The organism is Kitasatospora sp. NPDC058046, from assembly GCF_042885595.1.
GTDB lineage: Bacteria > Actinomycetota > Actinomycetes > Streptomycetales > Streptomycetaceae > Kitasatospora.
Genome location: NZ_JBHVRS010000021.1, coordinates 26,154 through 50,332 on the forward strand (window position 1 = coordinate 26,154; position 24,179 = coordinate 50,332).

At 75.9% G+C, this 24,179-nt stretch carries 23 protein-coding genes; 15 read left to right on the forward strand and 8 right to left on the reverse strand.

Features of this window, described 5'->3' with window-relative positions; genetic code table 11:
- Positions 1–559 precede the first annotated feature (559 nt).
- Positions 560–1,432: a bacterial transcriptional activator domain-containing protein gene (locus tag ACFVU7_RS33290; protein ID WP_049659476.1), complete on the reverse strand. Its 873-nt coding sequence runs from the start codon at positions 1,430–1,432 to the stop codon at positions 560–562.
- A gap of 485 nt (positions 1,433–1,917) precedes the next feature.
- Between ACFVU7_RS33290 and ACFVU7_RS33295 the strand changes: the two genes are divergently transcribed.
- The 14 genes from ACFVU7_RS33295 to ACFVU7_RS33360 all read left to right on the forward strand — a co-directional run bounded on the left by ACFVU7_RS33295 (position 1,918) and on the right by ACFVU7_RS33360 (position 15,044).
- Entirely contained in the window at positions 1,918–3,129 is a 1,212-nt protein-coding gene (locus tag ACFVU7_RS33295; RefSeq protein WP_049659474.1) for an aminotransferase class I/II-fold pyridoxal phosphate-dependent enzyme, read from the forward strand.
- 158 nt (positions 3,130–3,287) lie between these two features.
- Positions 3,288–4,523 carry a beta-ketoacyl-[acyl-carrier-protein] synthase family protein gene (locus ACFVU7_RS33300; RefSeq protein ID WP_388048784.1) on the forward strand — a complete coding sequence of 412 codons (1,236 nt, stop codon included), beginning with the start codon at positions 3,288–3,290 and terminating at the stop codon, positions 4,521–4,523.
- Complete coding sequence (locus tag ACFVU7_RS33305; RefSeq protein ID WP_388048786.1) at positions 4,520–5,449, forward strand: MaoC family dehydratase; 930 nt, start codon at positions 4,520–4,522, stop codon at positions 5,447–5,449. Before ACFVU7_RS33300 ends, ACFVU7_RS33305 begins: the two co-directional genes overlap by 4 nt.
- A 5-nt stretch (positions 5,450–5,454) precedes the next feature.
- Positions 5,455–6,975: an AMP-binding protein gene (locus ACFVU7_RS33310; RefSeq protein ID WP_388048788.1), complete on the forward strand. Its 1,521-nt coding sequence runs from the start codon at positions 5,455–5,457 to the stop codon at positions 6,973–6,975.
- 70 nt (positions 6,976–7,045) lie between these two features.
- Entirely contained in the window at positions 7,046–7,327 is a 282-nt protein-coding gene (locus ACFVU7_RS33315) for an acyl carrier protein (RefSeq protein ID WP_049656700.1), read from the forward strand.
- Between the two features lie 5 nt (positions 7,328–7,332).
- The gene (locus ACFVU7_RS33320) at positions 7,333–8,361 is read left to right on the forward strand and encodes a hypothetical protein (RefSeq protein ID WP_049656702.1); all 1,029 of its coding nucleotides are present in this window, start codon (positions 7,333–7,335) and stop codon (positions 8,359–8,361) included.
- Positions 8,354–9,265, forward strand: coding sequence for a tryptophan synthase subunit alpha (trpA, locus tag ACFVU7_RS33325; RefSeq protein ID WP_388048790.1), 912 nt, complete (start codon positions 8,354–8,356; stop codon positions 9,263–9,265). The genes ACFVU7_RS33320 and trpA overlap by 8 nt, the downstream gene beginning before the upstream one ends.
- Complete coding sequence (locus tag ACFVU7_RS33330) at positions 9,259–9,633, forward strand: ectoine synthase (RefSeq protein ID WP_049656703.1); 375 nt, start codon at positions 9,259–9,261, stop codon at positions 9,631–9,633. Before trpA ends, ACFVU7_RS33330 begins: the two co-directional genes overlap by 7 nt.
- Before the next feature lie 168 nt (positions 9,634–9,801).
- Positions 9,802–10,947 carry an acyl-CoA dehydrogenase family protein gene (locus ACFVU7_RS33335; protein ID WP_049656704.1) on the forward strand — a complete coding sequence of 382 codons (1,146 nt, stop codon included), beginning with the start codon at positions 9,802–9,804 and terminating at the stop codon, positions 10,945–10,947.
- Positions 10,944–11,660, forward strand: a complete 717-nt coding sequence (locus ACFVU7_RS33340; protein ID WP_074006269.1) for a hypothetical protein — start codon at positions 10,944–10,946, stop codon at positions 11,658–11,660. The genes ACFVU7_RS33335 and ACFVU7_RS33340 overlap by 4 nt, the downstream gene beginning before the upstream one ends.
- Positions 11,657–12,358 (forward strand): indole-3-glycerol-phosphate synthase, encoded by a 702-nt coding sequence (locus ACFVU7_RS33345; protein WP_049656707.1) that lies wholly within the window; start codon positions 11,657–11,659, stop codon positions 12,356–12,358. The genes ACFVU7_RS33340 and ACFVU7_RS33345 overlap by 4 nt, the downstream gene beginning before the upstream one ends.
- Positions 12,355–13,287 (forward strand): alpha/beta hydrolase, encoded by a 933-nt coding sequence (locus ACFVU7_RS33350; protein ID WP_388048792.1) that lies wholly within the window; start codon positions 12,355–12,357, stop codon positions 13,285–13,287. Before ACFVU7_RS33345 ends, ACFVU7_RS33350 begins: the two co-directional genes overlap by 4 nt.
- 183 nt (positions 13,288–13,470) lie before the next feature.
- Positions 13,471–14,265, forward strand: coding sequence for an MBL fold metallo-hydrolase (locus ACFVU7_RS33355; RefSeq protein ID WP_388048793.1), 795 nt, complete (start codon positions 13,471–13,473; stop codon positions 14,263–14,265).
- A 101-nt stretch (positions 14,266–14,366) separates the two neighbouring features.
- Positions 14,367–15,044, forward strand: coding sequence for an NAD(P)H-binding protein (locus ACFVU7_RS33360; protein ID WP_388048795.1), 678 nt, complete (start codon positions 14,367–14,369; stop codon positions 15,042–15,044).
- 155 nt (positions 15,045–15,199) lie between these two features.
- On the opposite strand, the gene ACFVU7_RS33365 is transcribed toward ACFVU7_RS33360, so the two are convergent.
- The 3 genes from ACFVU7_RS33365 to ACFVU7_RS33375 all read right to left on the reverse strand — a co-directional run bounded on the left by ACFVU7_RS33365 (position 15,200) and on the right by ACFVU7_RS33375 (position 18,716).
- A complete protein-coding gene (locus ACFVU7_RS33365; RefSeq protein ID WP_388048796.1) occupies positions 15,200–16,417 on the reverse strand; it encodes an MFS transporter in 1,218 nt (405 codons plus the stop codon).
- Positions 16,418–16,484: 67 nt separating this feature from the next.
- A complete protein-coding gene (locus ACFVU7_RS33370) occupies positions 16,485–17,441 on the reverse strand; it encodes a LysR family transcriptional regulator (RefSeq protein ID WP_388048798.1) in 957 nt (318 codons plus the stop codon).
- A 66-nt stretch (positions 17,442–17,507) separates the two neighbouring features.
- A complete protein-coding gene (locus ACFVU7_RS33375) occupies positions 17,508–18,716 on the reverse strand; it encodes a serine hydrolase domain-containing protein (protein WP_388048800.1) in 1,209 nt (402 codons plus the stop codon).
- A 233-nt stretch (positions 18,717–18,949) separates the two neighbouring features.
- Between ACFVU7_RS33375 and ACFVU7_RS33380 the strand changes: the two genes are divergently transcribed.
- A complete protein-coding gene (locus ACFVU7_RS33380) occupies positions 18,950–19,696 on the forward strand; it encodes a MarR family transcriptional regulator (protein WP_387968870.1) in 747 nt (248 codons plus the stop codon).
- Between the two features lie 110 nt (positions 19,697–19,806).
- Here the strand turns inward: ACFVU7_RS33380 and ACFVU7_RS33385 are convergent, their stop codons facing one another.
- From ACFVU7_RS33385 to ACFVU7_RS33400, 4 genes are all read right to left on the reverse strand, one after another.
- Positions 19,807–21,057 (reverse strand): hypothetical protein, encoded by a 1,251-nt coding sequence (locus tag ACFVU7_RS33385; protein ID WP_388048802.1) that lies wholly within the window; start codon positions 21,055–21,057, stop codon positions 19,807–19,809.
- A 308-nt stretch (positions 21,058–21,365) separates the two neighbouring features.
- Complete coding sequence (locus ACFVU7_RS33390; protein ID WP_388048804.1) at positions 21,366–22,205, reverse strand: alpha/beta fold hydrolase; 840 nt, start codon at positions 22,203–22,205, stop codon at positions 21,366–21,368.
- 108 nt (positions 22,206–22,313) lie between these two features.
- On the reverse strand, positions 22,314–23,270 hold the full coding sequence (locus ACFVU7_RS33395) for a helix-turn-helix transcriptional regulator (protein ID WP_388048806.1): 957 nt from the start codon (positions 23,268–23,270) through the stop codon (positions 22,314–22,316).
- Positions 23,271–23,387: 117 nt separating this feature from the next.
- Positions 23,388–23,921 carry a pyridoxamine 5'-phosphate oxidase family protein gene (locus ACFVU7_RS33400; RefSeq protein ID WP_380740899.1) on the reverse strand — a complete coding sequence of 178 codons (534 nt, stop codon included), beginning with the start codon at positions 23,919–23,921 and terminating at the stop codon, positions 23,388–23,390.
- Positions 23,922–24,179 lie beyond the last annotated feature (258 nt).

Here is a 24,179-nt window from a genome sequence, read left to right on the forward strand (position 1 = left end):
GCTACCAGGGACGATCGCCCGGCCCCCGGCCTCCGCCCCCGGGAGGCGCGCCGGACCCCCGGACCGCCCCCGCGCCCCACCCGCCGCCCACACCCACCGCAACACCCGCGCAACACGCCCCGCCGCCCGGCACGGGGCCGGCCGCGGACCGCGCGGGAGCGCCGGGCACGACGGCGCGCGGCCGAGGACGGCCGGGAAAGAGGGGATGCGCGGCGCGGCACGGCGGGGGAGGGACGCGGCGCCGGGGAGGGCCCCGTGACGGACCGCCGAGGACCGCCCGGGCACCACCGGGCACGACGGTGCGCGGCCGAGGACGGCCGGAAAAGAGGAGGCGCGTCGTGGCGGGCGGCACGGGGGAGAGGCCCCGCAAAGGGCCGCCGAGGACGACCGGGGACCGCCGAAGACCGCCGGGCACGACGGCGCGCGGCCCGGGGCGGCGGCCGGAAGGAGAGGGCCCGCGGAGACAGGCGGCGCGCCCCGCCGGACCGGGGACCGGCAGGGCACGCCGCAGCGGCACAACGGCAGCGGCAGGCGCGGGCGCAGGCGCGGGGCCCCGGGCTCAGGCCGCGCGCACCGGCGCCGGCGCCGCCCGGGCCAGGCGGGTCAGCGCCAGCGGCTCGAAGATCCCCATCAGCACCGGGTCCACCGCCCGCACCGCCGCCGGCGCCGGCGCCGCCGGCACGGGGGAGCGCAGCATCGCCAGGTAGAGCTCCTGGGTCTCGGCGGCCGGGTCGATGCCCAGCTCCTCGGCCAGCACCTGGCGCAGCTGCTGGTAGCAGCGCAGCGCCTCCGCCCGGTTGCCGGAGGCGGCCAGCGCCTCCATCCGGCAGCGGTAGGCGCTCTCCCGGAACGGCGCCCGGCGCACCGCCTCGTCCGCCCAGCGCAGCGCGTGGTGCTCCTCGCCCAGCGCCGACGCCGCCAGGCTCGCGGTCTCCAACGCGCTGATGCGCAGCTCCTCCACGTGCTCGCGCACCCCCTGCGCCCACTCGCCCTCGTGGTCGGGCAGGAACGCCCCGCGCAGGTTCGCCAGCGCCCCCGCGGCCAGCTGCTGCGCCACCGCGTGGCCGCCCGCGGCCAGCGCCTCGCCGGCCTCGCCGACCGCCGAGGCCGCCGCCTCCAGGTCCACCGCCGCGTCCGCGGGCAGCCGCAGCACGTACCGCCCGCCCTGGGAGATCAGCGGGGTCGCACCGGGCCCCTGCCCCGGATCGGTGACGAACGCCCGCACCCGGCTCACCACGCTGCGCAGCGCGGAGGCCCAGGTGTCGGGCAGGCCGTCGGGCCAGATGGTGTCGGCCAGCTGGTCGCGGCTGGTGCCGCTGGAGCGCTCCAGCACCAGGCGGGCGAACGCCACCTGGGCCTGGGCGCTGGACAGGTGCTGCGGGGCGCCGTCCTCGTGCTCGACGGCCACCAGACCGGTCAGGCGGATCAGCATGCGCGGGCCCCCGATCTACCGGACGGACCGTCTTCCCTGAAGCCTTTCAACACGAGCTCCAACCCCCTCGAGCCAAAGCGGAAGTGACGGCCCGTTCCGGCCGTCGGCGTGGGAAATTGCGGATCGGAACAATAAACCGCCGACCAGCCGTTCGGTTTCGGCGGATTTCGACCATACATTCGCCGCATCGCGCGGTGTCAACACCGGTTGCGGAAACATACCCACCGGCCGGTCAATGCGTCGTGGACGCAAGGTTTCCGCACGTCAGAGCGTTCCCGCAGGCCAGGAAAGCGCCTATTGCGGACGCCTTGCGCATCCTGCCGTAGAAATGTAGCCATCCTTGAGCACCCCGCGTGAAGGCTTCGAGAAACACCCCGAGCCGCGAAAAGCCCCGAACAACCGCGAAACAGCCGCACGCAACCGCGAAACAGCCGCGAACAACCGTGAAAAGCCGTGAACACCGTGACGCCGTGAAGGAGAAACCCGTGAACGCCACCGGAGCATGGGACCGCCTGGAGCCGAAGCTCGCCGCAACGAACGCCCGCGTGGCCGCACTGGAGTCCGACCCCTCCCGGCGCAACAGCTTCGTCGCCTACACCATGGAACGCGACAGCGCCTACTGCGACCTCGACGGCGAGCGCCTGCTCATGATGTCCGGCTACAGCTACCTCGGCCTGGCCGGCGACGAACGCGTCGTGGCCGCCGCCAAGGCCGCCGTCGACGTCTACGGCACCGGCAACCACGGCGTGCGCGCCCTGGCCGGCACCATCCCCCTGCACGAGGAACTCGAAGCCGAGGTCGCCCGCTTCGCCGGCCGCGAACGCGCCCTGGTCTTCGGCTCCGGCTACGCCGCCAACGTCGGCACCGTCGGCGCCCTCGTCGGCCAGGGCGACACCGTCCTGATCGACAAGTACGACCACGCCTCCATCGTCGACGGCTGCCGCCTGTCCGGTGCCACCGTCACCCGCTTCCGCCACAACGACGTCGACCACCTCGAGCGCCGCCTCAAGGCCGCCGCCCCCACCGGCGTGCGCCTGGTCATCGTCGACAGCGTCTACTCCATGGACGGCGACATCGCCCCGCTGCCCGAACTGCGCGAGGTCTGCGACCGCTACGACGCCCTCCTCATGGTCGACGAGGCCCACGCCCTGGGCGTCATCGGCAAGACCGGCGGCGGCATCGAGGAGCACTTCGACCACAAGGTCCGCGTCGACGTCAAACTCGGCACCCTCTCCAAGGCCATCCCCTCCATGGGCGGCTGGATCGCCGGCAGCCACGACCTCATCGGCCACCTGCGCTACGCCGCCCGCCCGTTCCTGTTCTCCGCCGCCCTCGGCCCCGCCCAGACCGGCGCCGCCCTGGAGTCCCTGCGCATCCTGCGCCGCGAACCCGAGCGCGTCACCCACACCCAGACCCAGGCCCAGCGCCTGCGCACCCGCCTCAACGACGCCGGCATCTCCACCATGGACTCCACCACCGCCGTCCTGCCCGTCATCGCCGGCAGCGACGACGCCGCCTACGACTACGCCACCGCCTGCCGCAAGGCCGGCGTCATCGGCCTGCCCGTCGTCACCCCCGCCGTGCCCAACGACCTCGCCCGGCTGCGCATCGCCGTCACCGCCCGCCACACCGCCGCCGACATCGACTTCGCCGCCGAGGCGTTCCTGACCGCCGCCGCCCAGACCGGCCTGATCTGACCCGCCCGGCCCGCCCGATCCGGCCCGCCCCGCCCGCCTGATCCGGCCTGCCCGGCCGGACCGGCCCGCCTGATCCGACCGGCCGGCCCGGACCAGCCCGCCCCGCCCCCGCTGCCACCGCCGGGCCGCCCGCGCGACCGCGCTAAGGAGACGAAGCCATGGCCCCCCACCACCGGCCGCCGATCGCCGTCACCGGCCTCGGCGTGGTCAGCCCCGCCGGCCACACCGTCGAGGACCTCTGGCGCACCGTCGCCTCCGGGCGCTCCACCGCCACCGCCCTCACCGACCCCGCCCTGGCCCGCCACCGGGTGCGCCTGGGCTGCAGGGTCACCGACCTGCCCGACAACGACCTCGTCCCCGCCAAGGACGCCCGCCGCCTGGACCCGTTCGCCCACTACGGCACCCTCGCCGCGCTCGCCGCCCACGCCGACGCCGGACGCCCCGAACCCGAACCCGGGCGCAGCGCCATCGTGGTGGGCACCGCCGTGGGCGGACGCACCACCAGTGACCGCGAGTCCGCGCTGTACACCGAGCACGGGCCGCTGCGGGTCTCCCCGCTGATGCCGCTGGTCACCATGCCCAACGCGGCCGCCGCCCAGATCGCGATGCGCCTGCACTGGAACGGGCCCGCCCTGACGATCGCCACCACCTGCGCCTCCAGTGCGGACGCGATCGGCCACGGCGCCCTGCTGCTGGAGACCGGGCGCGCCGACGTGGTGATCGCCGGCGGCTGCGAGGCCACCCTCACCCCCGTCACCCTGGCCGCGTTCGGCAACCTCGGCGCGCACTCCCTGCGCAACGACGAACCCCGGCGCGCCTCACGGCCCTTCGACACCGACCGCGACGGCTTCGTGATGGGCGAGGGCGCCGGCTTCCTCGTCCTGGAACGCCTGGACGACGCCCGGGCCCGCGGCCGCACCCCGTACGCGCTGCTCGCCGGGTACGGCGCGAGCGCGGACGCCTACCACCTGTCCAACCCGCGCCCCGACGGCGCCGGCGCGGTGGCCGCGATGCGCGCCGCCCTCGCCGACGCGGCCCTCGCGCCCGGCGACATCGCCCACGTCAACGCCCACGGCACCTCCACCGTGCACAACGACCGGGCCGAGGCCGCCGCCCTGCGCGCCGTGTTCGGCCCCCACGGCGTGCCGGTCACCTCCACCAAGGGCGCCATCGGCCACCTGATCGGCGCCGCCGGCGCCGTCGAGCTGATCGCCGCCATCGAGGCCATGAACGCCCGCACCGTCCCTCCCACCGCCAACCACGAGAAGACCGAAGAGGGCCTGGACCTCGACGTCGTGCACACCGCGCCGCGCCCGGTGCGCGCCGGCGCGGCCCTGTCCAACTCGTTCGGCTTCGGCGGCCACAACACGACCCTGGTGGTGACCCCGCTATGACCGCACCCACGACCACACCCGCCGCACAAGCCGCACCCGCCGCACAAGCCGCACCCGCTGCTCCCGCCGGACAGGCCGGACAGGCCGTACCCGCCGTGACCGCGCCCGCCGGTCCGGTGTCGCGCACCCGCCTGCACGTCACCGACCGGGACCTGGCCGCCTACCGGGCCGCGGCCCGCGCCCGCCTGGGCGCCCCCGCCCGCGCCGGGGCCGGCCCCGCGCACCCCTTCGTCGCCGCCCACGCCCTCGCCCAGCACACCGTCAGCGCGCTGACCGCCGGCGACCACGGGTTCACCGGCGTGGTCCACCTCGCCCAGGAGATCCGCACCCACGCCCCGCTCACGGCGGGGGACGTCGACGTCGCCGTCGAGGTCGCCGCCGTGCGCCGCGAGGCCCGCGGCACCCGCCTGGCCCTGACCACCCGCCTCACCGACGCGGCCACCGGCGCCCCGCTCGCCGACCTCGCCACCGCCGCGCTCCTGCTGGGCGCCACCGGCACCGAGCCGTACGGCGCCCTGCCGCCGGCCGCCCACCCCGGCTCCGTGCCCGACGGCCCGCCCCTGGTCCTCACCCACGTGCTGGACGCCGGCGACACCCGCGCCTACGCCCACGCCTCCGGCGACCTCAACCCCATCCACCTCGACGACGACGCCGCCCGCGCGGCCGGCTTCCCCGGCGTCATCGCCCACGGCATGCACCTCGTCGCCCTGGCCGCCGAGGAGATCACCGACCGCCACGCCGGCGGCGACCCCGCCCGCGTCACCGCGCTCGGCGCCCGCTTCGCCGCCCCCACCCGCCCCGGCACCGAACTGCGCCTGACCCTCCAGCCCCACGACCGGGGCACCGTGGTGCGCTTCACCATCGCCACCGAGGCCGGCACCGCCGTCAAGGCCGGCTGGGCGCGCATCGCACCGGCGGGGGAGTGAACGCCATGACCACCACCCCCACCACGGCCCCGTTCGGCCGCCCCGTCCAGGACACCGCGCTGCCGCCGCTCGCCCTGCCCGACGCGTTCACCGCCCACGCCCGCACCCGCCCCGACGCCCCCGCCCTGCTCTGGCACGACCAGAGCGTCAGCTACCGGGAGCTCGCGCAGGCCGCCGACGCCGAACGCGCCCGCCTGAACGCCCTCGACCTGGCACCGGGCGAACCGGTGGGCCTGTACGCCGTCAAGTCACCCGCCGCGGTCGCCCTGGTGCTGGCCTGCCTGATGGAGCGCCGCCCCTTCCTGCTGCCCTCCCCGCAGCTCGCCCCCGCCCTGCTGGCCGCCCTCTTCGCCCAGGCCGGCGCGCGGCGCCTGCTCGCCCCCCTGGGCCAGGACGCCCCCCGGCTGCCCGCCCTGCCCCACCCCGCCCCGGTGCCCACCCTCGCGGCCGGCACCTCCTTCATGCTCACCACCTCCGGCTCCACCGACCTGCCCAAGATCGTCCCCCTCGCGCAGGGCGCCGTCGACCGCTTCACCGCCTGGGCCCACGACACCTTCGACCTCGGCCCCGGCCGCACCGTCGCCAACTACGCGCCCCTCAACTTCGACCTCGCCCTGCTCGACGTGTGGGCCACCCTCGCCGCCGGCGGCACCTGCCTGCTCATCGACCCCGCCCACGCCCTCAACGCCCGCCACCTGCTCGCCCAGCTCATCCGCCACCGCCCCCACGTCCTGCAGGCCGTCCCCCTCGCCTACGCCCTGCTCGTCCAGGCCGCCGCCGGCGCCCACGTCCTGGACAGCGTCGAGCACGCCGCGTTCACCGGCGACGCCATCGACGCCCGCACCCTCGCCGCCCTGCCCGCCCTGCTGCCCGGCGCCGAGCTGTACAACATCTACGGCTGCACCGAGACCAACGACAGCTTCCTGCACCGCCTGGACCGCCTGGACGCCGCCGCCGCCCTGCCCGTGCCCATCGGCACCCCGCTGCCCGGCGTGCGCACCCTGGTCGCCACCGCCGACGGCACCCCCCTGGACGGCCCCGGCAGCGGCGAACTCTACGTCTCCACCCCCTTCCAGGCCGCCGGCTACCTCGACCGCTCCCGTGACACCGGACGCTTCACCACCCAGCCCGAAGGCGCCGGCGAAGGCCGCCGCTGGTTCCGCACCGGCGACCTCGTCACCCGCGACGAGGCCGGGCGCGTCCACCTCACCGGCCGCGCCGACTTCCAGGTCAAGGTCCGCGGCGTCGCCGTCAACACCGCCGAGATCGAACGCGTCCTGCTCGCCCACCCCGACGTGCGCGAAGCCGCCGTCGCCGCCGCCAGCGACCCGCTCACCGGCAAACGCCTGCACGCCGCCGTCCAGCGCACCCCCGGCTCCACCCTCAACAGCCTCGTCCTGCGCGAGCACCTGGCCCGCAACCTGCCGCGCGCCGCCGTCCCCGAGAAGCTCGCCATCCACGACGCCCCCCTGCCCAAGACCGCCACCGGCAAGGTCGACCGCAAGGCCGTCCTGCCCGCCCCGTAACACCCCGCACCACCACCCAATCCCATCCAATCAGCGGCCACCAGGCCACCGACGCAAGGGAGTTGCCGACATGAGCAACATCGCCCAGATCAAGCGGTTCCTCATCGACGAGTTCCTGCCCGACATCACCCCCGACCAGCTCGCCGACGACCACGACCTGCTCTCCGACGGCGTCATCGACAGCCTCGGCGTCCTCAAACTCATCGCCTGGGTCGAGGACCACTTCACCCTCCCCGTCGACGACACCGACCTCGACCCCAACAACTTCCGCTCCGTCGCCGCCATCGACGCCTTCATCACCGAACGCCGCACCACCGCCGCCACCGCCGCCGGCGTCACCGTGGGCGGCTGACAGCCATGCACCAGGCCCTCACCGCGCTCCTCGCCGCCCGCCCCGTCGACCTGGCGGCCTGGCGCTCGTGGTGGGACCAGCTCGAACACCGCACCCTGGGCCCGGCCGACAGCGACCGGGCCCAGGCAGCGGCCCTGCTGGCCGCCCTCACCACCCGCCTGCCCGACCCCGACACCCTCACCGCCCTGCACACCTCGCTCACCGAACGCACCCCCGACCCCGGCCCCGCCCACCCCGGCAGCGTCAACATCGTCGGCACCGGCGGAGGACCCGCCACCTTCAACCTCTCCACCGCCGCCGCCCTCACCGCCGCCGCCATCGGCATCCCCGTCGTCAAGACCGGCTCCCGCGCCTACACCAGCGCCGCCGGCTCCGTCGACCTCCTCGAACGCCTCGGCATCACCCTCACCTCCAGCCACACCGCCACCGCCGACCACCTCGCCCGCCACAACATCGCCTTCGCCGGCCCCCACGTCTACCCGCCCGCCCTCACCCGCCTCGCCCGCACCCTCTACCCGCTCACCCTCAAACCCTTCGGCGCGTTCCTCAACACCCTCGGCCCCCTGCTCGCCACCGTCCCCGTCACCGCCCAGCTCACCGGCACCGCCACCCCCACCGCCCTCGCCGCCCTGCGCCCCCTGGCCGCCAACACCACCACCCGCACCGTGTGGCTCGCCCACAACAGCGCCGGCGCCGACGAACTCCTGCCCTTCGCCGACAACACCCTCCACACCCCCGACGGCGACATCCACCTGCCCGCCGGCGCCGTCGCCCCCGCCGAAGGCACCCTCGCCGACCTCGCCCCCCACCCCCACGACCTCACCGGCCACTTCCTACGCGCCCTCGCCGGCCGCGCCGGAACCACCGCCACCCACACCATCGCCCTCAACGCCGCCGCCCTCGCCCTCGCCTCCGGCCGCCACACCCGCTGGCACACCGCCTACACCACCGCCCTGGACGCCCTCGCCGACGGCGCCCCCCACGCCCTGGCCACGCGCCTGGCCACCCGCCCCAGGGAGACCGCCGGTGTCTGAACCCCTCTTCCCCCGCGACGACCTGGGCCTGGCGCTCTTCCTCAACGCCGGCGACCCCGCCGGCCGCCTCACCGACCTCGCGCTCATGCTCGACGACCAGCGCGTCGACGTCCTCGAACTCGCCGTCCCCTTCCCCGACTCACCCACCGACGGCCCCGTCATCCGCCGCTCCGCCACCCGCGCCCTGGCGGCCGGCACCACCCTGGACACCGTCCTCGCCGAACTCGCCGACCTCACCCCCCGCCTGACCCACCTCAAGGTCGCCCTGCTCGCCGACTGGAGCCACAGCCTGCGCCACCGCGACCCCACCGCCACCGCCACCGCCATCCGCGACGCCGGAGCCCGCGCCCTGCTCGTCCACGCCCTGCCCCCGCGCCTGCGCCCCGCCTGGCAGCACGCCCTGCACCACACCGGCCTGCCCCAGGTCACCACCTGCTACCCCGCCTCCACCCCCGAGGTCCTCACCGCCGCCGCCCACGGCGCCACCGACGCCTACGTCTACCTCGTCGCCCACTACGGCCGCTCCGGCACCACCCCCGCACACGGCCACCGCGCCCTCGCCGACACCGTCACCGCGCTGCGCACCGCCGCCCCCGCGACCCCCGTCGCCGTCGGCTTCGGCGTCAAGGCCGCCGCCGACCTGGCCGCCGTCGCCGCCGCCGGCGCCGACGCCGCGATCGTCGGCTCCGCCGCCGTCGCCCGCGTCGAGCACGCGCTGACCGAACGCCTCGACCCCGTCGACGAGTTGCGCGCCTACCTCACCGACCTCCGCCCCCGCCCCGCCCTCCCGGAGCGGCCCGGCGGACCCCGCACCACCACCGGCACCACCGGCACCACCGGCACCACCGGCACCCGCACCACCCCCGCCGGCACCACGACCCGAGAGGAACAACCCGCATGCTGATCCGCGACCTGGCCGACGTGAAGACCGTCGAGTGGGGCAACGGCCTGTCCCGCCGCTTCCTGGTGGAGAGCGACGGCCTCGGCTACAGCCTCACCGACACCGTCGTCAACGCCGGCACCAAGTCCCGCCTGGAGTACCGCAACCACCTCGAGGCCTGCTACTGCATCGCCGGCTCCGGCGAGGTCATCGACATGGACGGCACCTCCCACCCCATCACCCCCGGACGCCTCTACGCCCTCGACGAGCACGACGCCCACTACCTCGTCGCCAGCCCCGAGGAGGACCTGCGCCTGGTGTGCGTCTTCTCCCCGGCCCTGCGCGGCGACGAGGTCCACCAGCTCGACGCCCACTCCTCCTCCGCCTACTAGAGGCACCAGAGGCACCCCGCGCCCCCACCGGGGCCCGCCGCCCCCGCACCCCCGGGGGCCCGGGCCCCCGGGACGGGCCCCAGGAACCGACGTGAGCCGGCGCCACCGGGCGCCGGCCTGCCACCCCGCGCCCCGCACCGGCGGCCCGGGAGGAAGGCGGCACATCCCATGATCCGCTGGAACGCCGACCAGACGGCCCTGCGCGAGGGCCTGGCCCGCTTCGGCGACGACCTCAGCGCCGGCCACATCGAAGGCGACGAACAGGCCGCCTTCTCCCACGACAAGTGGCGCATGATCCAGAAGACCGGCATCCTCTCCCTGCCCTTCGAGGAACGCTACGGCGGCCTGGGCCAGTCCCTGCTCACCACCATGTACGTCCTCGAAGGCCTCGGCCACACCTGCCGCGACGGCGGCCTCAACTTCTCCGTCACCACCTCCATGGCCTCCACCGGCGTCCCCCTGCAGGCCTTCGGCTCACCCGCCCTCAAGGACGCCTACCTGCCCCGCATCGCCTCCGGCGAGGCCATCGGCGCCCACGCCATCACCGAGTCCGAGTCCGGCTCCGACGCCATGCAGATGCGCACCCGCGCCGTACGCGACGGCGACCACTTCGTCCTCAACGGCGCCAAGACCTTCGTCTCCAACGGCCCCGTCGCCGACGTCGTCGTCGTCTACGCCCGCACCCACCCCCAGGGCGGCGCCCTCGGCGTCACCGCCTTCCTCGTCGACGCCGACACCCCCGGCCTGACCACCGGAAACCCCATCAAGAAGATGGGCCTGCGCACCTCCCCGCTCTCCGAGCTCTACTTCGACGACGTCCGCGTCCCCGCCGACCGCGTCCTGGGCCGCGTCGGCGGCGGCTTCCTCGTCCTCGACCACGTCATGAAACGCGAGATCCTCTACACCTTCATCGTCAACACCGGCGAGATGCAGCACCGCCTCACCCGCTGCCTGGACTACGCCAAGACCCGCATGTCCTTCGGCAAGCCCATCGGCTCCTACCAGTCGGTCGCCAACAAGATCGTCGACACCAAGATCCGCCTCGAGACCGCCCGCAAGTGGCTGTACGACACCGCCCAGCGCCTGGAGGCCGGCGACAACGTCACCGTCGACATGGCCATCGCCAAACTCCTCACCAGCGAGTCCAACCTCGCCACCTCGCTGGCCGCCGTCCAGGTCTTCGGCGGCAACGGCTACATGTCCGAGTACGGACTGGAGAAGGACGTGCGCAACGCGGTCGCCGGCACCATCTACTCCGGCAGCAACGAGATCCAGTACAACCGCATCGCCGCCATGCTCGGACTCGGCAAATGACCGCCCCCGCCCTGCTGGCCCCCCGGCGCGCCGGCCACCTCAAGGTCTGCGGCGCCCGCACCCGCGCCGACCTCGCCCTCCTCGCCGACACCGGCCCCACCCTGGTGGGCCTGTGGCACGGCGTCCCCGGCGGCCCCGCCGACCTCGAAGCCGACCGCCTCGCCGACCTCGCCGCCACCGCCATCCGCCTGGGCCTGGAACCCGTCCTCGTCACCTTCCTCGACGACGCCCGAAAGATCGCCGCCCTCGCCCGCGCCACCGGCATCCGCTGGATCCAGCTCCACGCCTACCAGAGCCCCGCCCTCGTCGCCGACCTGCGCGAACAGCTCCCGTACGCCGTCCTCGTCAAAGTCCTCCACCTCTCCCGCGGCCGCTGCCTGGAACGCGCCTTCACCGGCGCCTTCGAACGCGCCGGCTGCGACCTGTTCCTCCTGGACACCGTCACCGACGACGGCCGCGTCGGCTCCACCGGCCAGGCCCTGGACCCCGCCCACGTCCACGCCCTGCTGCCCCGCCTCACCATCCCCTTCCTCCTCGCCGGCGGCCTCAACACCACCAACCGCGACACCTACCGCACCGTCACCGACCACCCCCTGTACGCCGGCGCCGACATCGACACCGCCGCCCGCGACCGCACCGGCCGCTTCACCCACGAAGCCGTCACCGCCCTCACCCGCGCCTGGCACCCGCGCCTCCAGGAGACCCCCGCATGAGCCCGAGCTTCATCGACGCCCTGCTGGCCGCCCCCCGCCCCCTGGTCATGGAGGTCAAACTCCGCGACCCCCACGGCGCCGACCTCCTGGGCCCCCGCACCGTCACCGACCTCGTCACCCGCTACGAACAGGCCGGCGCCCCCTGCCTGTCCGTCGTCACCGGCCGCTGGTTCGGCGGCACCCCCCGCCTCCTGCGCGAGGTCACCGCCGCCACCCAACTCCCCGTCCTCCAGAAGGACTTCCTCACCCGCCCCGCCCAACTCGAAGCCGCCCGAGCCCTCGGCGCCTCCGCCGTCCTGCTCACCGCCGCCCTGCTGCCCGCCACCTCCCTCACCCGCCTCGTCACCACCGCCCTCGACCTCGGCCTGACCCCCTTCGTCGAGATCACCGAGGAACGCGAACTCGACACCCTGCCCCGCATCGCCGAATGCGTCGTCGCCGTCAACAACAAGGACATCCGCACCCGCGAACGCGACCGCGGCGACCTCGGCCGCAGCCTGCGCCTGCTACCCGCCCTACGCGCCGCCGGCTGCCGCGCCCCCGTCTCCGCCTCCGCCATCACCGACCCCCACGACGCCGCCCGCCTCCTCGACGCCGGCTACGCCGCCCTGCTCATCGGCACCTCCCTGATGCGCACCGGCGACCTCACCGGCTGGCTCGCCGACCTCGACGCCGCCAGAGCGGGGGTCGCCGCGTGAAGAACGACCTGCGCACCCGCTCCCTGGTCCTGGACGCCGCCGGCATCCCCGTCTCCGCCCTGGTCGCCGAACCCGAACACCACGCCCCCAAGGCCGTCGTCCTCGCCATCCACGGCCGCGGCATGCGCGCCGCCTACTTCGCCGGCCCCGCCCACCCCGACACCAGCCTGCTCACCCTCGCCGCCGACCTCGGCTACACCGTCCTCGCCGTCGACCGCCCCGGCCACGGCGCCTCCGCCCACCGCCTGCCGCACGGCCAGCTCATCGCCGACCAGGCCGCCACCCTCCACGCCGCCCTCACCGACTACGCCCGCGCCCACCCCACCGGCGCCGGCGTCCAACTCCTCGCCCACTCCTTCGGCGGCAAAATAGCCCTCCAACTCGCCGCCCACTGGCCCGACGACCCCCGCCTGCCCCTGCTCGGCTGCGACATCTCCGGCCTCGCCCAGCACTACGCCCCCGGCGCCTGGGACCGCCCCGACGACCTCGCCGGCGGCGGCCGCCTCAACTGGGGCCCCCTCCACCTCTACCCGCCCGGCACCTTCCACGCCGCCCGCACCCTGCTCACCCCCGTCCCCGCCCTCGAATCCCGCGAACTGGCCACCTGGCCCGCCCGCTACAACGCCCTCGCCGCCCGCGTACGCGTCCCCGTACGCCTCACCCTCGCCGACCACGAGCACTGGTGGCGCCTGGAGGCGGCCCACCGCGCCGCCCTGACCGCCGCCTTCCCCGACGGCCTCGCCCACCTGGCCACCGCCCGCCGCGCCGGCCACAACCTCTCCCTGGGCCACGCCGCCCGCCCCTACCACCTGCGGGCCCTCGCCTTCACCGACGACTGCCTCACCCGCCCCGCCCCCGCCCCCGGCGCGGCCGCACCCGCCGCCGCACCGGCCGACGCGGCCCCCGGGCCCCTCCTCGCGGCCGTCTGACGGCCCCACAGACCATCTGGCGCGGGTGGAAGGGCCCCGCCGCCCCCTCGGGCAAGGGGCGGCGGGGCCCGGCCCCCCACCGGCGGGAATCCCCGCCCGCCCGGCACGGTTGCCACCGATGGCCCACGAACGGACCCCCGTTCCACCCGGGCCCACGACGCACCGTCACGAGAGGGGCAGCACATGAGGATCGGCGACATCGAGGTCCTGGCGGTCATGGACGGAGAAGGCACCGAGACCGCCGCCGAGATCCTCACCCGCCCCGGCACCGACCACCCCTGGGCCTGCCACGCCCACCACCTCGACCCGCACGGCACCCTCACCCTGCCCCTCGGCGGCTTCCTGGTCCGCAGCGGGGAGCGGACCGTCCTGGTCGACGCCGGAGTCGGGCCCCGGGACGTCGGCCGCTACCACGGCGGCGCCCTGCTCGGCTCGCTCGCCGCCCACGGTGTCACCCCCGCCGACGTCACCGACGTGCTCTTCACCCACCTGCACTTCGACCACGTCGGCTGGGCCGCCGTCGACGGCCGGCCGGTCTTCCCGCGCGCCACCTACCGCGCCCACCGCGCCGACTGGCAGCACTTCGTCACCGGCCCCGCCGCCACCCCCGAAGCCGTCGCCACACTCACCCCCGTCGAAGACCGACTCGAGCTCTTCGACACCGACTTCACCATCGCCCCCGGCATCGACGCCCTCCACGTGCCCGGCCACACCCCCGGCACCACCGCCTACGTCCTGTCCTCCGGCGGCCGCCGCGCACTGCTGCTCGGCGACATCGCCCACTCCGTCGTCCAGTTCGGCGAACGCGACTGGCAGGTGATCTGGGACATCGACCCGCAGGCCGCCTCCGCGGCGCGCAACCGCATCGCCGACGAAGCCGCCGACACCGACGACCTCCTCGTCGCCGCCCACTTCCCCGGCATGCGCTTCGGCCGCATCCTCGCCGCCGACGGCCACCGCCGCTTCGTCGCCGTCTGACACACCACCCGCCCCGCCCGCCGCCGCCGCGCCTCGCCCGCCCCGCCCCGAAACGCGCGCCGGTCGCGGCCGGGCGGGCACCGGCCCCGTAAGGTACCGGCATGTCGGTTGTGATCGCGGGCGGCCACGGCAGGGTCGCACTCCTGACGACCCGTCTCCTCACCACCCGGGGCCTACCGGTGACCGGGATCATCCGGCGCCCGGAACAAGCCGCCACCGTACGCGCCGCCGGCGCCCAACCCGCCGTCACCGACCTGGCCCACACCACCCCCCACCACCTCGCACACCTGCTCACCGACGCCCAGGCGGTGCTCTTCGCCGCCGGCGCCGGCCGCGGCAACGCCCCCGGACAGGCCGACCCCGTCGACCACGACGCCGCCCTCACCCTCGCCGACGCCACCCAACTCGCCGGAGTACGACGCTTCGTCATGCTCTCCGCCATGGGCGCCGACCCCGCCATCCACTACCCGCCCGACCCCCTCGTCGAGACCTTCCTCCAGGCCAAGGGCAGAGCCGACCAGGACCTGCTCTCCCGCCCCGCCCTCGACTGCACCGTGCTGCGCCCCGCCTGGTTCCGCGACGGGCCCGGCACCGGCCGGGTCCACCTCGCCGAACACACCGGCCCCGGCGAGATCGACCGGGCCGACGTCGCGGCCGTCCTCGCCGACCTGCTCACCACACCCGCCACGCACCCGCGCGTCCTGGAACTCGTCTCCGGCACCGTCCCCGTCCACGAGGCCGTCGCACGCACCGCCCTGCGCCTCGTCGCCGACCACTGAACCCCCCCGACCACTGAACCCCCCGACCGCCGAGCCCGCCGGCCCGCTAGTGACGGCGCCGGTGTCGGGCACGCGCGGCGGCGTGATGCGACCGCTCGGGCCCACCGGTCGCATCACACCCCGCAGACGGGCCGGTCCGCCCGCCGGCCCGGGCGCTACCCGCGCCGGTCGCTGCGCTGCGCCGCCCAGGCCAGCGCCAGTCCCACCGCGCCGAGTGCGGCGGCGATCCCCAGCGGTGCGGTGTACCCGGCCCCGGCGGACAGGGCCGCGCCCGCCAGCAGGGGGCCGCCCGCGTTGCCGATGTTGAAGGCGGAGATGTTCGCGGCCGAGGCGAGGTTGTCCGCGCCGCTCGCCCGCGCCAGCACCCGGGCCTGCAACGGCGGGATGACCGCCCCGCCGGCCAGGCCGAACAGCAGGAAGACGGCGGCCACGGCGGCCCGGCTGTGCACGGCGGCGAGCAGCAGCAGCGGAACGGCCGTCACCCCGGCCAGCGCCGCGTACAGCGCGGCCGCCGGCGCCCGGTCGGCCAGCCGGCCCGCCAGCGGGGTGCCGACCACCATGCCCACGCCGACCAGCATCAGCACCACCGGCACCGCGCCGGACCCGAAGCCCGTGACCTCGGTCAGCAGCGGCGAGACGTAGGTGAGGACGGTCAGGAAGGGCGCCCAGCCGAAGGCCGTCGCGGCCAGGGCCAGCCACACCCCCGCACGCCGGAACACCCGCAGCTCGGCCCGCAGTCCGGCCCGCGGGGCCGCCGGCCCGTGCGGCAGCAGGACGGCCAGCGCGACCAGCAGCACCACGCCCAGCGCGGTCACCGCCCAGAACGTGGCCCGCCAGCCCAGCGCCTGCCCGAGCGCGGTACCGCCGGGCACCCCGAGCACGTTGGCGAGGCCGAGCCCCGTGAACACGGCGGCGATCGCGCCGGCCCTGCGCCGCGCGGGCACCAGCGAGGTCGCCACCGCGGAGGCGATCCCCACGTACGCCCCGCCGGCCAGCGCGGACAGCACCCGCCCCGCCAGCAGCGCGCCGAAGCCCGGCGCGAGCGCGGTGACCAGGCCGGCCGCGATGAACAGGCCGACCAGGTAGAGCAGCATCCGCCGGCGGGCGACGCGGACCCCGAGCGCGGTCAGCAGGGGAGCCCCCACGACCATGCCCACCGCGTACCCGGACACCAGCACCCCCGCCGTGGGCAGGGACACCCCCGTGTCCTCGGCGATCCGCGGCAGCAGCCCGGCGACCACCACCTCGGCGGAGCCCACCGCGAACGCGCCGAGGGCGAGCGCGAACAGGGTGGCGCCGGCCGGAAGTTCAGGCGCACGGGCGTTGGTGGGGGAGGGGCAGGGGGCGCGGCGCGCCGAGAGATCGCTGGTCATGGCACCAGCCTGGCCGCCGCCGCCCCGCGGATCAGCCCCCGAACGCGCAACGACCGGTAAGCCCGGCTTACCGGTCCCGGCCCACCGCCCCCACCGCCACCGCCGCTGTCGGGGGCTCCGCCCACTCCCGGTTCCACCCCCGGGCCCGCTCCACCGCGACCGCCGCGAACGCCCGCACCCGCGCACTGTCCCCGCCCGCCCGCCACACCAGCCCGTACTCGAGCGGCTCGGCGTCCACGAACGGCACGAACACCACCCCCGGCGGCGCCGAGTGCGCCGCCACGTCCGCCCCCACCGGCGAGATGCCCTGCCCCGCCCCGACCATCGCCAGGGTCTCCGCCAGCGTCGCCGCCGACCGCCCGCGCTCCACCACCCGCCCCCCGGGCGTCACGGACGGCGCCAACCACTCCTGCCAGTACCCGGGGACGTGCCCCGTGCAGGCGAACACCCGGTCCCGCGCCAGGTCCTCCACCCCGACCGACTCCCGCCTGGCCAGCACGTGGTTGGCCGGCACCGCCAGCATCCGCGGCACCCGCAGCACCATCGGGCCCCGTACGAGGTCCTCCTCCTCCACCGGGAACTGGGTGACCAGCACCTGCGCCCCGCCGCCGCGCAGCGGCTCGAACATGGACGCCACCTGCGTCTCGTGGATGCGCACGTCGATGCCCGGGTGCCGGCGGGCGAAGGCGCCGATCACCTCCATCACGAACTCCCCGGCCGCACCGCCGAGGTAGCCGACCGTGAGCACCCCCTCGACGCCCCGGGCCGCGGCCCGCGCCCGCTCCAGCCCGTCCCCGATCCGCCGGTACGCCGGGCCGACGTCCTCCAGCAGCCGCCGCCCCAGCTCCGTCAGCCGCACCCGCCGACTGGTCCGCTCGAACAGCGGCGCGCCCACCCGGCGCTCCAGCCGCTGGATCGTCTGGCTCACCCGCGCCCTGGAGACCCCCAGCCGCTCGGCCGTCCGCCCGAAGTGCAACTCCTCGGCCAGGACCACGAAACCCTCGATCTCCAGTCGCTCCCACACCCGCCCGATGCTACGCCCGGCCCCCGGCCGGATCCCTGGGTCGTACCGACCGGGGCCCGGTGCGGGTCAGGGCCGGGGGCAGAACTCGGCCTCCAGCTCGGAGGTGAACACCGCGATCGGCCAACTGCCGTTGGTCCAGTCGCCGTTGATGTTGGTGGTGAGCAGGTGGCCGCCGTCGCGGGTGCCGAAGGTGTAGGTCCAGGAGCCGTTGATGGCGCCGCCCATGCCCCAGAGGGTCGGTCCGCAGTCCAGGGTGACGGAGCCGACGCCGAGGCCGTACGCGGCGTTCGGGATCCACGCGCCGGGCGGTGTGGGGACCATCGTGAGCAACTCCCGCTGCTGGGCGGGCGGCAGCAGCCGTCCGCCCAGCAGCGCGGCGAAGAAGGTGTCGAGGTCGCGGGCGGTGGAGACCATGTCGCCGGCGGCGTAGCCCCAGGAGGGGCTGAGCTCGGTCACGTCGTGGACGGGGGCGGTGGGGGAGGGGTCGCCCAGGCGGGAGTAGGCGCGTGCGTGCGGGCCGCGCAGGGCGGTGTCGTCGGGGTCGGGGGTGTAGGTGCCGCTCAGGCCGAGCGGGGTGATGACGCGCTGGTCGACCTGTTCGGCCAGGCTGGTCCCGGTGGCCCGTTCGACGATCAGCCCGGCGAGGACGTAGCCGGTGTCGGAGTACGTCCAGCCGGCGCCGGGGGCGAAGTCCGGGCGGTTGGCGGTGCCGGTGCGGACGAGCTGTTCGGGCGTGTAGGTGTCGAAGCGGTGGAGCAGGAAGCCGGTGCCCTCGTTCTCGGCGCGGACCTTCGCGTCCATCGCGTAGTTGTAGACCCCGCTCGTCATGCCGAGCAGCTGCCGGACGGTGATCCGGTCCGGCTCGTAGCCGGGCCCGTCGACGAGGCCGGGCAGCCACCGCTCCACGCTGTCGTCCAGGTCCAGCCGGCCCTCGGCGGCGAGTTGGAGGACGACGGTGGCGACGAAGGTCTTGGTGGTGCTGCCGATGCGGAACCGCTCCTGGGCGTGGCGGGGGCGCCCGGTGGTCAGGTCGGCGACGCCCGCGGTGCCGAACCAGGCGCGGTGCCCGTCGCGGACCTCGGCGACGATGCCGGGCACGCCGCCCTCGGTCACGGCGCGGTCCAGGACCCGCTGGACGCCGGGGTGCCCGTTCCGGGCGTCCGGGGTCGCGGGCGCCGGCGCGGCGGTGGCGGTGCCGCCCGCGATCAGGGCGGCGGTCAGGGCGGTGGTCAGGGCGGTGGCGGTCAGCGCGGTGGCGCGCCTGGTGATTCCCATGCTGGTGTTCCCCCTCGGTGTGGTGTTCGTGGCCTGGGAAGAAACTAGGAGCCGCTTCACGGTCGGGTCAACGTCAACTCCATTGCCGTGGACGGTTTGTGCAGGTGGGAGCGGGGACATCCTTGCAATGGTCGTGCCGACGAATGCAACAGCTGCCTGCGTTCCATTGCAACAGTCGCCGGGGTCGGCCGATACTGGGCCGACCGAGTCCGACCGAGGAGGGGCGGGGACGGATGCCCGGAGCCAGACTGACCCAGCAGGAGCGCCACCGGATCGCCACCGGGCTGGCCGAGGGGTGGGGGTACGGCGAGATCGCCCGGCAGCTCGGGCGGCCGACGTCGACCGTCACCCGGGAGATCGCCCGCAACGGCGGCCCGTCCGGCTACCGCGCCGACCGGGCGCAGCGGGCCACCGTCCAGCGCTCCCGGCGCGGGCGCGCGGCGGCCGGCCGGGAGGCGGTGCCGGAGCCGGCGGTGCCCGGGCGCGACACGGAGGAGGTCCGCCAATTCGGTGACCGGCTGGCCGAGTTCCTGGCGCTCGGCGGCATGCCCCGGATGACGGCGCGGGTGCTGGTCTGCCTCCAGCTCACCGAGGACGGCGCCCTGACGGCGGGTGAGCTGGTGCGGCGCCTGCGGGTCAGCCCGGCGTCCGTCTCGAAGGCGGTCGGCTACCTGGAGGTCCAGGCCCTGGTCCGCCGGGAGCGCGACGGGCGCAACCGCCGCGAGCGGTACGTCATCGACGACGACGTCTGGCACCGCGCGCTGCTGGCCAGTGCCGAGCGCAACGCGGTGCTCGCCGGGATCACCCGCCACGGCGCCGAACTGCTCGGCCCGGCCACCGCGGCCGGGGCCCGGATGGACGGCGCGGCCGCGCTGCTGGACCGGATCGGCCAGGACATCGTCCGCGGCATCCGGCAGTGGCACGAGGAGAGCCGGCGCGGCCGGGAGGACGCCGGGGCGGGCGCGGCCTCCCCGCCGTGAGCGGTCTCCCGGCCCCGGCCGGGGTCTTCGGCGGCCGGCCGCCCGCCCGCGGGGGTGCCCCGTCCCCTTGTCCCGGGCCGTACCCGGGGCTGGGCGGGGGCGGCCGGGTGTCACGGGCGCCAGACGGCGGCCTGGCGGTAGGGGTAGAGGCTGCCCGGCGGCCGGAGCATTCGCACGCCGACCACCAGGCCCGTGTTGTTCACGAACCGGGCGCTGTTGGTGGTGTCGGCCGGGTCGAGGTCGGTGACGGTGTTGTCGGGGGCCCAGACCTTGCCCGACTGGTACTGCCGGGAGGGTATGCCGTCCCACGCGTAGCCGGCCACGGTGCCGGAGTCGTTGATGTCCGCAGCGGTGGTCCTGCCCACCGTGGGCCGGTCCAGTTCGAGCCGGGTGAGGGTGCCGTCCGGGCTCCACCGCGCGGCGTACGTCCGCGGGAGGTCCGGGTCGGGCTGGTGGTCGCCGACGGTGGCGCCCGAGCTGTTGATCGCCCCGGGGTAGGTGCGCGGGCCCAGGTCGTGCAGGGTGCCGTCGGCCGAGCGGAGCAGGCCGTGCCAGACGCTCCCGATGCCCGGTTCCGGCAGGGAGACCCGGCCGGCCACGGCGCCGGCGTCGTTGATCCGGTCTGCCGAGCTGGCGGCGGCGGCCGGGTCGGTCACGAACGCGGTGGCGGTGCCGTCGGGGTTCCAGACGGTTCCGTGCCGCAGCCCGGTCCAGGTGTAGGACTGGCCGACCGCGACGCCCGTGCTGTTGACGTCGTAGGGCACGGCGTTGTCGTCGCCGGGCAGGGGGGCGAGGGCGACGGTGGTGCCGTCCGGGTGCCAGGCGACGGCGTGGCTCTTTCCGGTGGCGTCGGTGGAGGCGCCGACCACGATGCCGCTGCCGCCGATCGCGGTGGGGTTGCTGTGGGTGTCGCCGGGCAGCGGGGGCAGGGCGGTGGGTGTGCCGTCGGCGGCCCAGCGCACGGCGGTGGCCGTCGAGTAGGCCCGGGGGGCGGGCCAGGAGGTGCCGATGGCGGTGCCGGCGTCGTTCACCCCCAGGGCCCGCGCGTAGTCCTCGCCGGGCAGTGGCGGCAGGGTGGTGGGCTGGTGGTCGGGGTTCCAGCGGATCGCGCTGGTCTGGTTGCTCTGTCCGTCGGCCCAGGCGTAGCCGACGACGACATCGGCGTTGTTGACGGCGGTGGGATCGCTGAAGGGCTTGTCGGGCATGCCGGTGGCCAGCACGGTGATGGGCGGGGTGACGGCGGCGGGGGCGGGCGTGGGGGCGGGTGCGGCGGCGGCCGGGGCTGCCAGCAGTGCCCCGGTGGCGAGCGCGGCCGCTGCTGCCGCGGCGGCTGTGCGGCGGAGGGCGGTGCGGATGGTCATGACACGGGTTCCCTCGTCTGCTCGGCGACATGGCGGCCGGCCTGCCGCGATGCGGATCACGCCGGATCGGGCCGGGCGGGCCGGTGGTGCGGTGGAACGGGATGGACCGCGTGCTGCCGCCGGTGTGCGGCCGAAGACCCGGGCCGCGCGAACCGGCGGCGGTCTGTCATGGACGCGACTCTAGTGGCCGGGTTCCTCTCCCGCAGGTGAACAAGGCGTTCCGGTCGTGGTTCCGAAGGCGCGGCCGGGGCCGCGGGTGCGGCCGTGGCCGTACGGGCTGCCCGGGCCCTCGCGCCGGGTGGTGCGGGTCATCCGGCCGCGGTCGCGGGGGCCGCCGGGTGGGCGTGGTCGAGGAAGGCGTGGACCTGGTGGGCGAAGGCGTCGGGGGCGTCCGTGTGGAGCCAGTGCCCGCTGTCCGGGATCTCCGCCAGGCGGGTGTTCGGGCGTTCGCGGGCCATCCGGCGGGCGGTGGCGGGGGTGAGGAGGAAGCTGTCGGCGGCCCGCAGGAGCAGGGCGGGCTGGGCGGAGGCGTTCCAGACGGCCGTGAAGTCGCCGGTGAGGGCGGCCTGGGAGGCCGTCATGTCGGCGGTGTCGAAGAGGAAGCCCCAGCCGTCGGGGAACTCGGCGGCGCTGTCCATGAAGTAGCCGGCCGGGACGCCGCGTTCCGCCAGCGCCCGGGCCAGGGCGCGGCGGGTCGGGGCCCGGCGGGGCCAGCCGGACACGTCCAGGACGGGGCTGGTCTCGGGCTCCCGGTTGAGCGTCGTCATGTCGGCGACCACGAGCGCCGCCACGAGGTCGGGGCGCCGGCGGGCGAGGTGGAAGGCGACCGCGCCGCCCATCGAGTGCCCCAGCACGGCGGCCGGTACCGGGCCGAGCGCCTCCAGGAACGCCGCCGCGTCGGCCGCGTAGGCGTCCGGGGTGAACTCGCCCCCGTTGTCGGACAGTCCGTGCCCGCGCTGGTCGAGGGCGAGGACCCGGTAGCGGCCGGCGAGCGCGGCGGCCAGCGGCGCGAAGATCCGGCCCCGCCCGAAGTGCCCGTGCAGGGCGAGCACGGCCGGCCCGGGGCCGCCGAAGTCCAGGTAGGCGAACCGGCGTCCGCCGAGCCGGACGAACGACTCGGCGGGCCGGTCCGCGGGTCCGTCCGCCATCCCGTACGCCCCCTCTCGCGAACCGCCGTGTGCGGCAGGGGAAACCTATCCCGGGCGGCGCGGACGGCGGCGGGCCCGCTCCAGGGGGCCGGTCGGGGGGCGGGGCGGTCAGGTGTAGAGGGCGGCGGCGCGGCGGGTCGCCTCGGCCAGGCGGGCCCGCAGTTCGGGCGGGTGGAGGACCTCGGCCTCCGGGCCCAGGCGCAGCAGTTCGAGGTAGCCGATGTCCCAGCTCTCGACCGGCAGGGTCGCGGTGACCCAGCCGTCGGCGTCCGCCGGGCCCGCGGTGGCGAGGGCGTCGGCGGCGGCGGTCGGCTCCAGCAAGGCGGCGAGGTTCTCGACGGCGAACGGGCTCAGCCGCACCACCGCCCGCTCGCGCAGCATGGCGCGGGTGAACTCCCGGGCGGCCGCGGCCCAGTAGGCGGCGAGGTCGAACTCCGGGTCGCGTTCGAACCGTTCGTCGCCGGCCTCGGCGCTCTCGAAGCGGTCGACGCGGTACGAGCCGACCCGGCCGGAGGTGCCGCGCGCCGCGAGGTACCACTGCCCGGCCTTCAGGACCAGGCCGTACGGTTCCAGCCGCCGCTCCCGGGTGCCGGAGCGCGCCGCGTAGCGGGCGTGCAGGACGCGGTCCTCCCACACGGCGCGCGACACCTCGGCGAGCAGCGCGGGGGTCGGGGCGTCGCGGAACCAGGCCGGCGCGTCGAGGTGGAAGCGCCGGGCGGCGGCCGCGGGGGCGTCGCCCAGGGCGGCGGCGACCTTCAGCCGGGCGGCGAGGGCCTGCCCGGCCAGGCCCATGTCGCGCAGCGGGCCCGGCAGTCCGGCCAGGTGCAGGACCTCGGCCTCGGCGCGTTCGAGGCCGGTGAGGCGGGTGCGGTAGCCGTCGACGAGCCGGTAGCCGCCGCCGCGGCCGCGCTCCGCGTACACCGGCACCCCGGCCTCCACCAGCGCGGCGACGTCGCGCTGCACGGTGCGCTCGGAGACCTCCAGCTCGGCCGAGAGCTCCGTGGCGGTCATCGTCCGCCGGCTCTGCAGGAGCAGCAGCAGCGCGATGGCCCGGCTCGCCCGCACGTCGCCCCTTCCGTCGCCTGCCTGGTGTCGCCTGGTGGGCCTGGTGGGCCCGCCCGTGTGTGCCGACTGCGGTGCGGTGGCCCGGCTCCATTGTCGCCGGGCCCGGTGCGGGCGGGGTCAGGCCTCGTCGGCGGCTGCGTCGAGCTTGGCGGGGTCGGGGGCGAACGCGGTCATCCACTGCGGGTGCAGCCGGTAGTAGACGACGTCGTTGTCCCAGTCGAAGGCGTCGTGGCCGTAGAAGTCCCGGAAGTACGCGAGCAGTTCCGGCCAGTCGGCGGCCGGCTCGCCGCCGTGCGGGTTGAGGACCTCCGCGGTGCCGTGGGTGAACACGCCCAGGTCCTCCCCGCGCAGGTGCGCGGCGCTGACGGCGGGCCGGGCGGCGAGGTGCCGGGCCTTGGCGGCGCCGCGCGCGGTGCCGAAGTGCCACATGCCGTGCAGGAAGTGCCCGTCCACGCCGCTGATCCGCGGCTCGCCCTTCGCCGTCACCGTGGACAGCGCGAGCGTGCACATGCCGGTGAGCACACCGGTGAGCTGGTCGGCGGTGAGCGTGCGCTCGCTGTTGATGATCGACCGCAGGTGCGCGGTGGAGCGGGCGAGCGAGGCGTCGAGGAGGGCCTGGAGCCGGTGGAGCTCGTCGGGTGTTTCGCGCATGGGGGGTCCTTGTCTGTCCGTCGTCCCGGCCCGTGCCACCACGACACCGACCGGCGCCCCCTACTGTCCCCGCGAAACCCGACACCTTCTGTCGTGATTTCCCGCGGTGTCCTGCGGTTTTCCACGCGCCCGGCCGCTGGCGGGGGAGTGGGGGGTGGGGGGGGGGGGGGTACCCCGCACCCCGGGGGCGCGGGGGGCGCGCGGGGGCGGGGGCCGGCGCGCCGGGGGGGGGCGGCGGGGGGGCGGGGCGGGCCGCCG